The organism is Pseudomonas paralactis (assembly GCF_001439735.1).
Taxonomy (GTDB): domain Bacteria; phylum Pseudomonadota; class Gammaproteobacteria; order Pseudomonadales; family Pseudomonadaceae; genus Aquipseudomonas; species Aquipseudomonas paralactis.
In genome coordinates this window covers 193614-206109 of sequence record NZ_JYLN01000003.1, presented here as the reverse complement: position 1 = coordinate 206109, position 12496 = coordinate 193614, and the positions used below count along the sequence as shown (strand labels likewise).

Genomic DNA, 12496 nt, shown 5'->3' with positions numbered 1-12496 from the left:
TCGTTCAGGAGATTTCTCATGCAACCAGCTAACAACGTGATGGTGCTCTACACCGGCGGCACTATCGGTATGCAGGCCAGCGCCAATGGTCTGGCCCCCGCTTCAGGTTTTGAAGCGCGTATGCGCGCACAGCTTGCCGACGCGCCCGTGCCCGCGTGGCGCTTCCAGGAAATGTCGCCACTGATCGACAGTGCCAATATGAACCCCGCCTACTGGCAGCGCCTGCGTACCGCCGTGGTTGAAGCGGTGGACGACGGCTGCGATGCGGTGCTGATCCTGCACGGCACTGACACCCTGGCCTACAGCGCGGCGGCGATGACCTTTCAATTGCTGGGCTTGCCGGCACCCGTGGTGTTCACCGGCTCCATGCTGCCGGCCGGCGTGCCGGACAGCGATGCCTGGGAAAACGTCAGCGGTGCGTTGTCCACACTCGGTAATGGCTTGGCGCCAGGTGTGCATCTGTACTTCCACGGTGCATTGATGGCACCGACGCGTTGCGCAAAGATCCGCAGTTTTGGACGCAATCCGTTTGCGGCCTTGCAGCGCCAGAATGACTTCGCCCGTGCCGAGTCCCTGCCCGCCGCGCTGGATTACCGTCAGCCCAAAGCCTTGGCAAACGTCGGCGTGCTGCCGCTGGTCCCAGGTATCGGCGCGGCGCAGTTGGACGCAATGATCGACAGCGGCCTCCAGGCCCTGGTGCTGGAGTGTTTCGGCAGCGGCACCGGGCCTAGCGACAACCCGCAATTCCTCGCAAGCTTGCAGCGCGCGCAGGGTCAGGGTGTGGTCGTAGTCGCCATTACTCAATGCCATGAGGGCGGTGTGGAACTGGACGTCTATGAAGCCGGCAGCCGCTTGCGCAGCGTCGGCGTATTGTCCGGCGGCGGCATGACGCGCGAAGCGGCGTTCGGCAAGTTGCACGCCTTGCTCGGTGCAGGTCTTGCCAATGACGAAGTACGGCGTCTGGTGGAACTGGACTTAGGCACCGAACCAAGCTGAACCCGCACAGCCACGCTACATAACCACCGCCAGCCCTGTCCTGCCCCTTTCTAGCATGGAACCCCCGAGCACACGCGCGGGTTACTTCCATCCATGGACAAGACAGGGCTGCATCATGACCACTCCAGGCTCCACTTCTCAGGAAGACATTCAGCAAGATAAATTGATCGCTCTGCTGCTTAACGTCGCGCCATCTTTCACCGAGACGGCCCGCGAGCTGCTGCGCCATTCCTTACAAGAGCAGTATCCCGATCTGCATCTGGACCCCGACAACACGTTAATGGGAACCCCGACCTGGGAACTCATCGATGATCAGGTGGTTGCCGGGCAGACTCATTACCAATCCCTCAGCAACCTCCTCGCCAGGCAGTCCGTGACCTGGGTTCCAACCCAGTGCATAGAGGGCGAGCATTTTCTGACCCAGGCGCCAGTGGTAGAACCTGCGGTTCACCTGCCGGTGCGTATTGTAGAAATCGCCAACACAATCAACATCCTGGCCAAGGTCATCCCACGCGCCTACGAGGAGCAGTTAGTCGCGTTCTGGAATCAAAGCAACGGCAACGGCCCTCGTTGGCATACGCTTTCCAGCACACTGCGCGATATCTGGAATGTCCAGCACATCGACGGCTGGACCGACGAAGATTGCGCCCTGGCCCGCAGCTTGTTCCATGCCCCGGACCGAGCGCTTCGCCAGGTCAACGACCGATTCCAGAGCCGCGCCTATCTGATTGATGTCGACCTGGTCAGAGGCGAGACAACTGAGCACACAGACCTGGTATTCAACGCCGTGCTCGTGGGGAAGTCGCAAGGGCAGACCCGAATCCTGAGCTATTCAATGGACAGCGGTTACGAGAAGTTCGAGTCCATGGAGCAGCTGGGGGCGTCCTTGTCGATTCAATTGAAGGGCTGCGAAGCTTTTGATCGCCTGCAATGGCGTCTCTATGAACCGGATGACAATTATTTCGATCGCTTGGCTTTGCGACTGATCGCCCTGCAGCTTCAAGGCAACCGTGACACAACCACGGCCCGCACACCTGCTACAGCGGTAAGCGTACTCCCCGAGACGATGACGCAGCCTGATCGCAACGGCCCCGGACTGGATTGGTACCAGACGACATTGCCGGACTGGCTGACCAGCGCCTCCGTCACCGACCAGACCCTCTACTCGCGGCACCTCAAGGACCTGGCCGCCGTGCACAGCCTCAATGCCGGCAAGACCTATCAGGACGACATACCTGCCATCGAGCAATACGCGCTGGACCGCCTGAAAGCAGAGATTGAAAACGACCATCCAGAGTTTCAGCACCTGGCGCTGGAAAAATTAAGCATTCAGGTCGAAAGCCAGGTGGTGTGGGGATTGTTCACCGCACCTGGCCAAATCGAAACCACCACCTTCAGCCTTGCCGAACTTGCCCTGCAAAACTTGATTGCGCTGCCTGTCGGCAACAAATCCCTGCTGGCCGACACACGGCAATCCATTCCGACATGGCTGACCGTGGACTACATTGAAACCCTCATCAAGCGCATCAATATCGGCACCACCTACCCGGCCTTGATTCGCAGCAAACTGGTCGATGACTCAATGGAGTCGAGCAAACGCAAGGCTCTGTACAGCCAGCACCTGCGTGTGCAGTTGCCGATGCTGGCCCTGCAACACAAGATTCGCCACGAGGCCGGTATTGATGAGCGCGGCTACCGCTATGTCGCTGCAGTGCTGCAGGCAGAGAACAGCGACCGTAACGTCGATGGGCAAGCCATTGTCATACGACGCCTGAGTTTCAACCCGCAACGCCGAACCACCAATGCCCACGATGTAGTGAGCAATATGTATGTGATCGGTCCGCAGCGTGTCGAGGCCGGCCCATGCCTGTTGTATCGTCCACTGTTCGAGCCGGTGCTGATGCAGTTCCCGTCGCCAGCTAACCTGCTGTATACAATCACCCAGTCAGCCACGCTGCGCGATTCGGTGGTCGCCTGGCTGCCGGACTCGATACGCGATGACTACAGCCAATATGTATTCCCCGGCGCTCTGCCCTCACCGTGGGCCATCGCCGATGCTCTGGTGGAGCCTGACAAACTCTGGACCTACAGCGGCCCGATGAGCCTTGGCGAAGACGTGCTCAATGGCGACCTCTTCAACACATTATTCGATAGCAATGCCAACGCACTGATAGAGCTGGCAGACCGCCAATCCGTGTCGAACGCGGAAAGCCGTTGGGCCACCTTCAAGAAGGCCGGTTGGCTGATCTTCAATGCGGCTCTGCCCTTCATGGGCCGTATAGCCAACACCGGGGCATGGATCTGGCAGATCGTCGATGACCTGCAAACCTTCGTCGATGCCCAAGCGCATGATGACCAGCCGGCAAAATGGTCGGCTCTGACCGATGTGTTACTCAACTTGGGCATGGCGCTTGCCTTGCACGCGGCCCATCGCGCACACGCTCCTGCCGAAGCGGGCAAGCTCGAGACACAGACACCCGCCCCACCACCGGGTCCCGCCGAGACTACCTTGCAGTTTACCGTGCAACAGTTGCCGGATCTGGAGTCACACGCGCCGCCTCCCAGCCACGCGGAACCATTGAACACCACCGGCGCGATCAAGCGCACCGCTGTCAGCCTGGCCGTGACGCTGGACAGTTACAAAATCGAAAAGCCCACAGGCCTGCAAAATCCCATCACCGAATCCGGTGCTTACCAACACCTGTATCTTCACAAGGAGCATTACTACGCACAGGTTGGGGAACGCTGGTTTGAGGTGACGCTGCAGGATGACAACACGGTTGTCATCATTGACCCCAAGCACACCGATCCCACGGGTTTGTCACTGATTCACAATGCCAAGGGCGAGTGGTTCGTTGACTCCCGGATAAGCCTGAACAGTGGCGGGATCGAACGGGAGGAGCGACAGGCCAGGGATAAAGCGAAGACCAGCGCAAGCGAGCTGCGTGAAAAACTGGAAGCGTTCGAAAAAACCAAAAAAGACGCGCAGCGCGAACTGCAACAAGCCCTGGTAGACATGAACGAAGCGCCAAGCACATCCGCTCAGGCCAAGCGCCAGGCGTACCTGGAGAAACTCAGCAGCCAGAGTTCAAGTTATGAAGAGGCACGCCAGCATCTGCTGACCCTGAATGTTTTCACGCAGGTCACTGACTTTCAGCAAAAAGCCCTCGGCTATGTGAAAGCCCAATTGGAGCTCAACGAAGCAAGCATCACCGAAGAACAAACCACCTTCGCGCCAGCACTCAAAAAAGTTCTGGATCAACTCGAAGCCCATGCCTCTTCGCCCCAGGCGAGCCATATCGACGACTTCAAGCAACTGGCTGACATGAACCGGCAGATGATTAAACGTCTTGACTACAAACAATCACGCTTTGCCGAGGCTAAGCGCCTGGGCAAAGCCGGCATCGAATTGATCCGCAGCACCAACAGTAAGAACAAGCCACTGGGTTACACCAGCGACGACCTCAAGGCGTTGCAAGTGACGCTGGCGCGGAACCTGTGCCTGGAACCGCAATCCCTCACCACCGAGCCGAGCGCTTGGAAGATGATTGTCGACACGATCGACTACGCCGACATCGCGGTGCAGACCCTGCGCGATACGCTGGAGCAGCGTGGCGAATCGCGCCTGGACGAACGTGTTCAAACGATGAGCAGCCTCGTTGAGCAATTCAAGTTCATCGATGAGCGACTGGAGGACGTGGCCCAGGAGTTCCCCGAGCAGATCATTGCCCCGCCGCTGGCCCAACTGCGTCAATCGCTGCGTGATTTCTCCCGACGCGCCAGCGCGCAATTAGCTCCCCTGCACTTGGCGCTGGAAAAACTCCGGGGCCGACCACTGGGGCCGCCTATGCCGCCCAGGCCAGTGAAGAAGTTTATCCGCACGCGCTTCAACGGCGTCCTGATCGGCGAACCTCGCCTCACTAGCGTGGGGCTTGAAGCCGACCTGGTGGATATCCGCTCACCGCTGACAGGCAAAGTCATTGCTACGTTCCACGAGAAGTCAAAGGGCATTTGGGTGCAGCACGTAGGCTCGGATACTCCGCAGGTCTCACGACCCGCAGTCACTGTCGATACCAGCCTGCGTCAGGCGCAGACACTGCTGGACGCCTTGCCGGCCTTTAAAACGCGTGTAACCGAGCACTCGGACGATACTTCGCGCACCCCCATCGGCGTCGAATATGTACTGCATCAGCATGCGCAATTAATGGAGCAGGCCGTCGATGACATTGACGAGGCCTTGACCAAAATCAATGAGACTGAAAGCACTGAGCACCCTGCTGTCGCCCTGCGACAAAAACTTGAGGAGGCCGCGACAGCCCTTTATGAACAGGCCAATCAGCATCTGCAAAAAATGATCAAGCAACAGCCGCCAACCATGGAAGGTGTTGAATGGCTCAAAAATCATGACCTGATCAAAATCAAAAAAACCGTAAAACGGCGCCGACTTAAAAGCAGCATCAAGGATTATCTGGATGAGTACACCCTTACCGACAAGTCCACCAAGGCGGTGCTCTGGTATGCCCACTTCCACTACCAGGCTCCAGAATCCTCGCTGGAGCGATTTATTTCAGCGCGCCTGAAAACCTCACAAGAACGCGAGCAGGGCAGCGTGTCGGACGATGTAAGCGGGCACACCACCGAACAACAAATAGCCTTCTATCGCAGTAGCATCAGCCTGACGCAGGCGCAGCAGATGTTTTTCTCCACAGGGCGCGATTGATCGCCTTCTCGCGCAACGGCACATAACTTGCTCCAGCCTGGCAACCCCAGGCTGGAATCGATCATGCTGCATTCACACCTGACGACCCTCAACGCTGTCTCGCTGATACTCGACACCTTCAAGCCTGACGGCATACCCAGCGAAACCCTGCTGGCCGGCAGTGGTATCGGCAGTGCCGACCTGAGCCGCGCCGACACGCGTATTACCACTCAGCAGGAATTGCGTGTGTGCGCCAACGCGGTGGCGTTGCGCCAGGACATCGGCCTGGAGCTGGGCCGGCGCATGCATGTGTCGTCCTACGGTATGCTCGGTTATGCCTTGCTCACCAGTGCCACCTTCGGTGACGCTTTGCGCTTGGCCTTACGCTACCCGGCGCTGTTGGGAACACTTTTTGAGCTGAGCCTTGAAGAAGACGGGGAACGCGTGTGGTTCACGGCCAGCGATTACCGTGAGGACCTGGCCCTGACCGCATTCAATGTCGAGTTTTGCCTGGTCTCGCTGAACGTCATTTGCAACGACCTGCTCGGCCGGCGCCTGCCCTTGCTCGGTGCGCGTCTGGCCTATAGCGCGCCGCAATACCGCGCGCGCTACGCCGAGTATTTCGACTGCGCGCTGCAATTTGACGCCGGCAGCCACGCCTTTGCCTTCGACCGACGCTGGCTCGATCAACCACTGCCCCTGGCCGATGCGGTCACTCACTGCGCCATGATCGAGCGTTGCCGCAAACAGAACGCCGAATTCACCGGGCGTCAGGTTTGGCTGGACCGGGTACGGCAATTACTCGCGGCACAGTTGACTGCCGCCCCTGGCCTGGAGGGGCTCGCCGAGCAGATGAACTGTTCGGCACGCACCCTGCGCCGACATCTGCATGACCTGGGCTGCAGCTACCAGGAGTTGCTCGATGAACTGCGCTTTGAACGCGCCAAGCAGCTGCTGGGAGACGATGAGCTGCCGATCTACCGCATTGCCGAGCAACTGGGTTTCAGCGAGACCGCGAGCTTCCGACATGCTTTCGTGCGCTGGAGCGGTGTGGCGCCGAGCCAATTCAGGCCATGAGCAAGGGCGAATAACGGACAAACACTTTGGCCATATCGATCCCCTTTTGGCCGTTTCTGCCGTTCTCCAAACCCAGGACTGCCGCAACACTGCAAGGCATCCCACCCTGCGCTCGGAGAACAACAACATGCTGACGATCTATTCGGACGATCATCATCTGCATCACGGCCGCTGTGAACTGATGGACGGGCAATTGATGCCCTGCTTTGAGATGCCTTCGCGCGCCGATCACGTGCTGCAACGGGTCAGGGAACGCGAGCTGGGCCCGGTGCAGGCGCCCGAGGACTTTGGCCTTGCGCCAGTGCAACGCATCCACAGCGCTGACTACCTGGCCTTCTTCAAAGGTGCGTGGGAGCGCTGGACCGGATTCGGCCAGGACGGCGACTTGCTGCCTTATACCTGGCCTGCACGAACCCTGCGTCGTGTGTTGCCAACCAGCCTGCACGGTCAGTTGGGCTATTACAGCTTCGACGGTGGCGCGCCGATCACCGCCGGCACCTGGCAAGCCGCCTACAGCGCAGCGCAAGTGGCACTCACAGCGCAACAAGCGATCCAGCGCGGCGCACGCAGTGCCTTTGCCCTGTGTCGCCCGCCTGGGCATCACGCCGCCAGCGACTTGATGGGCGGGTATTGCTACCTCAATAACGCGGCCATCGCGGCGCAGGCATTTCTCGATCAGGGCCAGAAGAAAGTCGCGATCCTTGACGTGGACTATCACCATGGCAACGGTACGCAATCGATTTTCTACGCCCGCAGCGATGTGCTGTTCACCTCCATCCATGGGCATCCCGAGGCGGAGTTTCCGTTCTTCCTCGGCTATGCCGATGAACGGGGCGAAGGCGCCGGTGAAGGCTTCAACTACAACTATCCACTGGCGGCGGGCTCCGGCTGGGAGCACTGGAGCGCAGCGTTGGAACAAGCCTGCGATGAGATCGAGCGCTACGCTGCCGACATCGTCGTAGTGTCTCTGGGCGTCGACACCTTCAAGGATGACCCTATCTCGCAGTTCAAACTCGACAGCCCGGACTACCTGGCCATGGGTCGACGCATTGCCAGGCTGGGCAAGCCCACCTTGTTCGTGATGGAAGGCGGCTACGCCGTGGAAGAAATCGGCATCAACGCCGTTAACGTTCTTGAAGGTTTTGAGGAAGCAGTCCAATGAACATGCTCAAGTCGCTCGCCCTGTGTGCAGCCGTCGCCAGTGGCGCGGTGCAGGCCGAAGAGAAACCGCTCAAGGTTTACAACTGGTTCGACTACATCACCCCCAAAGCACTTGAGGACTTCAAGACCCAGAACCCGAAGATCAAGTTGGTCTACGACATCTTCGACACCAACGAAGCCCTCGAAGCCAAACTGCTCACCGGCAACTCCGGCTATGACGTGGTGGTGCCGTCCAACGTGTTCCTGGCCAAGCAGATCGAAGCCGGTGTGTTCCAGCCCCTGGACCGCAGCCAGTTGCCGAACTGGAACCATCTTGACCCCAAACTGATGAAGCTGATCGAAGCCAACGACCCCGGCAACAAGTTCGCCGTGCCTTACATGTACGGCACCATTCTCATCGGCTACAACCCGGCCAAGGTCAAGGCCGCCCTGGGCGACAACGCGCCGGTGGACAGCTGGGACCTGATCTTCAAGGAAGAGAACATCAGCAAGCTCAAGCAATGCGGGGTTGCACTGCTGGATTCACCCTCGGAAATCCTGCCCCTGGCCTTGCAGCACCTGGGCCTGGACCCCAACAGCAGTAACCCTGCGGACTACGTCAAGGCCGAAGCGCTGCTGATGAAGATCCGCCCGTACATCACTTACTTTCACTCGTCCAAGTACATGGCCGACATCGCCAATGGCGACATCTGTGTCGCGGTGGGTTATTCCGGCAGTTTCTCCCAGGCCGCCAACCGTGCCAAAGAGGCAAAAAACGGCGTCACCGTGGACATGCGCCTGCCCAAAGAGGGCGCGCCGATCTGGTTTGACATGCTCGCCATCCCCAAGGGCGCGCAAAACCCACAGGACGCCTATACCTTTATCAACTACTTGCTAAAGCCCGAGGTCATTGCGCCCATCAGCGATTTTGTCGGTTATCCCAACCCTAACAAGGACGCGACCGAACGAGTCGACCCGACCATTCGCAACAACCCCAACCTCTACCCGACCGAAGCGGCGATGGCGACGCTGTATACATTAAAACCTCTGGGGCGTGATGCGGAGCGCGCGAGGACGCGGGCCTGGACCAAGATCAAGTCGGGCACCTGATCACACTCGCCAGGCCTGGCGCAACCGCGCCAGCGCCTGTGCGATACCCGCTTCAGGCACCGCAGCAAACCCCAGCACCAGACCGGCGCGTTGATCCGGCGGTGTGCTGGAGTCTGGCAGCCAGTAACTGCTCAAGCCGTTGATCTCGACGTCCACTTCACGGGCTTGCTCAAGCAATTGCTGCTCGCGGGCCAGGCTGTCGACACGCACCGTCAGGTGCAACCCCGCTGCAACGCTGGGTAATGGGCTGACACCGGGCAACGCATCTGGCCATCCCGCCAACAAGGCATTGCGACGGCTCAAGGCGGCACGCCGCATACGCCGCACATGACGCTGGAAATGCCCCGCCGCCATGAACTCAGCCATTACCGCCTGGGTGCTGACTTCGGAATGACGCATGTCCACGGCGCGGCGTCGAGTGAAGGCCTCTACCAGACCCGGCGGCAACACCAGGTAACCCAGGCGCAAGGCCGGGAATGCCACCTTGCCGAAGGTGCCGACGTACAGCACGCGGCCATTGCGATCCAGCGCCGCCAGGGGCGACAAGGGCGCGCCGGTGTAACGGTACTCACCGTCATAGTCGTCCTCGACGATCCAGCTGCCGGTACGTTCGGCCCAGGCCAGCAATTCCAGGCGCCGTGCCAGGCTCATCACCACACCCAACGGGTATTGATGGGACGGCGTGACATAGGCCACCCGGCAATCATCCAGAGCATTCAATACCTGGCAGTCAATTCCTTCGCCATCCACCGGCACGCCTTGCAATCGGCCCCCCGCCAACGCAAAGGCATGGCCTGCCGCGCGATAACCCGGATTTTCCACCGCCACGCCATCCCCAGGTTCCACCAGCAACTGTGCACAAAGGCTGATCGCCTGTTGCGCGCCACTGGTGATCACTATTTGCTCAGTGGTGCACTGCATACCCCGCGCAGTGCGCAGGTAAGCGGCAATCAGGCCACGTAGACGCTCGTCACCAGCCGGGTCGCCATAACACAGCTGCGCCAGGTCCGGTTTGCGCCAGAACGCCCCGTGGAGCTTGGCCCACACTTCAAAAGGGAACAGATCGAAGGCCGGTACGCCAACGCGAAAAGCCCGCGGCGCACCGCAAGGAGGCTGGGCAAGATGGTTGTGTTTAACCCTGTCCAGGCCGCGACTGTGGATAACTTCGTCGGGCGGATTTTGCGCAGAATTCAGCCATATTGTGGATAAGGTTGTGGATAAGCCTGTTGGTAACCCTGTGGATACTTTTGTGGATAGTTTTTTTGCTGTGGGCAATTGCGAGACATAGGTGCCGTCTCCTACCCGGCTTTCAATAAAGCCCTCGGCATACAACTGATCGTAAGCGCGCACGACGCTGTTGCGCGAGATCGACAACGCAGCCGCCATATCACGAGTGGCAGGCAAGCGGGTGCCACTGACCAGCCGCCCATCCAGCACGCGCTGGCGCAGGGCGTCGTACAACTGGCGTGTGAGGCCCTGGCGGCGATCCAACTCGATACCGGCAGGGTCGAACGACATCGAGGGGATCACGGGCGGCATATTGGACCTATGAAATGAGGGCTAGATGGCTCTTACAACGAGCCATTAGCCTGCCTAGGATGCAGGCATTCGCCAAGGAAAATTTCCATGTACACACCTCGCGCCTTCGCCCTCGATGATTTGCCCCAAATCCAGCAACTGATTCAGCACACGCGTCTGGCGCAGTTGGTAACCGTGGGTGAAAACGGCCTGCAGGCCAGCCATCTGCCATTGCTGCTCAACCCCGACGAAGGGCCGCACGGTACGCTGTATGGGCATTTGGCCAAAGCCAATCCACAGTGGCGCGACCTGCAAAACGGCAGTGAAGCGCTGGTCATCTTCGCTGGCGCCGAAGCCTATGTCAGCCCGGCGTTTTACCCCTCCAAGGCCGAGCACGGCAAAGTGGTGCCCACCTGGAATTACCTCGCCGTGCACGCCTACGGCAAGGCCGACGTGTTCAGCGACGCCGAGCGATTACTCAAGGTGGTCAGCGCCCTCACCGATCACCATGAAGGCGGCCGCGCCCAACCCTGGGCCGTCGGCGACGCGCCGACCGAGTACATCGACACCATGCTCAAGGCCATCGTCGGCTTCGCCCTGCCCATCGATCGCCTGGTCGGCAAGCGCAAGCTCAGCCAGAACCGCAGCGCAGCCGATATGGCCGGCGTACGTGAGGGCCTGGCCGCCAGCGCTGATCTGCGCGACCAGAACCTCGCCCGCTTTATTCCCCAAGGAGTTGCAGAATGACCCAGATCGACATCCGCCAAGTCACCGCCGACGACCACGCCGCCTGGCTGCCGTTGTGGCTGGCGTACTTGAGGTTCTACAACACCGAACTGCCGGACACCGTCAGCCAAAGCACCTGGCAACGCCTCATAGACCCCCGCGAGCCAACCCATTCGGCGCTGGCCTGGCAGGACGGCAAGGCGGTGGGCATGGTCAACTTCATCTATCACCGTTCCAACTGGAGCATCGAGAACTCGTGCTACCTGCAGGATCTTTTAGTGGACCCCTCCCAACGCGGCACCGGCGTAGGCCGTAAGCTGATCGAGTTCGTTTACGCTACCGCCAGGGCCGATGGCTGCTGCAAAGTGCACTGGTTGACCCACGAGACCAACGCCACCGCGATCCAACTCTACGAGCGCATCGCCGAACGCCCTGGTTTCATCCAATTTCGCCAAGGTCTTTAAGGAACCCAGCATGTCCACTTCCCTCGCCGACTGGAAAGGCGCACCGGCGCCTACCGCACAACTGCTCGAAGGACGCTTTGTCCGCCTGGAAAAACTCGACCCGGCGCGCCACGCCGATCAACTGTGGCAAGCCCTCGAAGGGCCCGGTGCTGACCCGAAGCTGTGGGACTATTTGCCCTACGGCCCGTTTCCCGAGCGCAGCGCCTTTGATACCTGGCTGAACAACCATGCGGCCCACAGCGACCCGTATTTTTTCAGCGTGATTGACCGCGCGACCGGTCAAGTTCAGGGCATTCTCAGCCTGATGTCCATCGTCCCCGCTCAGGGCCGCATTGAGATAGGCCACGTGACCTTCGGCGCGCCGATGCAGCGCTCGCCCAAAAGCACCGAAGCGGTGTACCTGCTGGCCAAGTACGCATTCGATCAGGGCTACCGCCGCCTGGAGTGGAAGTGCAACAACGGCAATGCACGCTCCAGGTACGCGGCCGAGCGATTGGGGTTCAGTTTTGAGGGGGTGTTCCGCCAGCATATGGTGGTCAAGGGGCAGAACCGGGACACGGCGTGGTATTCGATCCTGGATTCGGAATGGCCCAGGGTGGGTGCGGGGTTTGAGGCGTGGTTGTCGGAAGCGAACCAGAGTGGTTCGGGTCAGCTGAAAACGCTGGCGGACTGCCGGACCTAGGCCTCACAACCAATACAGCGCCAAATGTGGGAGGGGGCTTGCCCTAATGACAGTCAGTTAAGGCTTTGCAGGAGCGAGTGGGAC

9 protein-coding genes are annotated in these 12496 nt (G+C 59.9%); 8 read left to right on the top strand and 1 reads right to left on the bottom strand.

What is annotated here, in order from left to right; genetic code table 11:
- Positions 1-18: 18 nt before the first annotated feature.
- From TX23_RS09110 to TX23_RS09090, 5 genes are all read left to right on the top strand, one after another.
- Positions 19-996: an asparaginase gene (locus tag TX23_RS09110; RefSeq protein ID WP_057701909.1), complete on the top strand. Its 978-nt coding sequence runs from the start codon at positions 19-21 to the stop codon at positions 994-996.
- A gap of 115 nt (positions 997-1111) precedes the next feature.
- Entirely contained in the window at positions 1112-5716 is a 4605-nt protein-coding gene (locus TX23_RS09105) for a coiled-coil domain-containing protein (protein WP_057701908.1), read from the top strand.
- Positions 5717-5779: 63 nt separating this feature from the next.
- The gene (locus tag TX23_RS09100; RefSeq protein WP_057701907.1) at positions 5780-6772 is read left to right on the top strand and encodes an AraC family transcriptional regulator; all 993 of its coding nucleotides are present in this window, start codon (positions 5780-5782) and stop codon (positions 6770-6772) included.
- A gap of 127 nt (positions 6773-6899) precedes the next feature.
- Positions 6900-7934, top strand: a complete 1035-nt coding sequence (locus tag TX23_RS09095) for a histone deacetylase family protein (protein ID WP_057701906.1) — start codon at positions 6900-6902, stop codon at positions 7932-7934.
- Positions 7931-9022 (top strand): polyamine ABC transporter substrate-binding protein, encoded by a 1092-nt coding sequence (locus TX23_RS09090; RefSeq protein WP_057701905.1) that lies wholly within the window; start codon positions 7931-7933, stop codon positions 9020-9022. The genes TX23_RS09095 and TX23_RS09090 overlap by 4 nt, the downstream gene beginning before the upstream one ends.
- Here TX23_RS09090 and pdxR read toward each other — a convergent pair whose 3' ends face one another.
- Complete coding sequence (gene pdxR / locus TX23_RS09085; protein WP_057701904.1) at positions 9023-10561, bottom strand: MocR-like pyridoxine biosynthesis transcription factor PdxR; 1539 nt, start codon at positions 10559-10561, stop codon at positions 9023-9025.
- A gap of 87 nt (positions 10562-10648) precedes the next feature.
- On the opposite strand from pdxR, the gene TX23_RS09080 reads away from it, so the two are divergent.
- Genes TX23_RS09080 through TX23_RS09070 form a run of 3 tightly spaced genes read left to right on the top strand, consistent with a single transcriptional unit; the run spans position 10649 to position 12412 of the window.
- Positions 10649-11287 (top strand): FMN-binding negative transcriptional regulator, encoded by a 639-nt coding sequence (locus tag TX23_RS09080; protein ID WP_057701903.1) that lies wholly within the window; start codon positions 10649-10651, stop codon positions 11285-11287.
- Positions 11284-11730: a GNAT family N-acetyltransferase gene (locus tag TX23_RS09075; RefSeq protein ID WP_057701902.1), complete on the top strand. Its 447-nt coding sequence runs from the start codon at positions 11284-11286 to the stop codon at positions 11728-11730. The genes TX23_RS09080 and TX23_RS09075 overlap by 4 nt, the downstream gene beginning before the upstream one ends.
- A 10-nt stretch (positions 11731-11740) precedes the next feature.
- Complete coding sequence (locus TX23_RS09070; RefSeq protein ID WP_057701901.1) at positions 11741-12412, top strand: GNAT family N-acetyltransferase; 672 nt, start codon at positions 11741-11743, stop codon at positions 12410-12412.
- The last annotated feature ends 84 nt before the right edge of the window (positions 12413-12496 follow it).

Bases quoted from the DNA above. Each gene is read 5' to 3' on its own strand.
- TX23_RS09110 (WP_057701909.1), top strand. From the start codon at position 19: ATGCAACCAGCTAACAACGTGATGGTGCTCTACACCGGCGGCACTATC.
- TX23_RS09105 (WP_057701908.1), top strand. From the start codon at position 1,112: ATGACCACTCCAGGCTCCACTTCTCAGGAAGACATTCAGCAAGATAAA.
- TX23_RS09100 (WP_057701907.1), top strand. From the start codon at position 5,780: ATGCTGCATTCACACCTGACGACCCTCAACGCTGTCTCGCTGATACTC.
- TX23_RS09095 (WP_057701906.1), top strand. From the start codon at position 6,900: ATGCTGACGATCTATTCGGACGATCATCATCTGCATCACGGCCGCTGT.
- TX23_RS09090 (WP_057701905.1), top strand. From the start codon at position 7,931: ATGAACATGCTCAAGTCGCTCGCCCTGTGTGCAGCCGTCGCCAGTGGC.
- pdxR (WP_057701904.1), bottom strand. From the start codon at position 10,561: ATGCCGCCCGTGATCCCCTCGATGTCGTTCGACCCTGCCGGTATCGAG.
- TX23_RS09080 (WP_057701903.1), top strand. From the start codon at position 10,649: ATGTACACACCTCGCGCCTTCGCCCTCGATGATTTGCCCCAAATCCAG.
- TX23_RS09075 (WP_057701902.1), top strand. From the start codon at position 11,284: ATGACCCAGATCGACATCCGCCAAGTCACCGCCGACGACCACGCCGCC.
- TX23_RS09070 (WP_057701901.1), top strand. From the start codon at position 11,741: ATGTCCACTTCCCTCGCCGACTGGAAAGGCGCACCGGCGCCTACCGCA.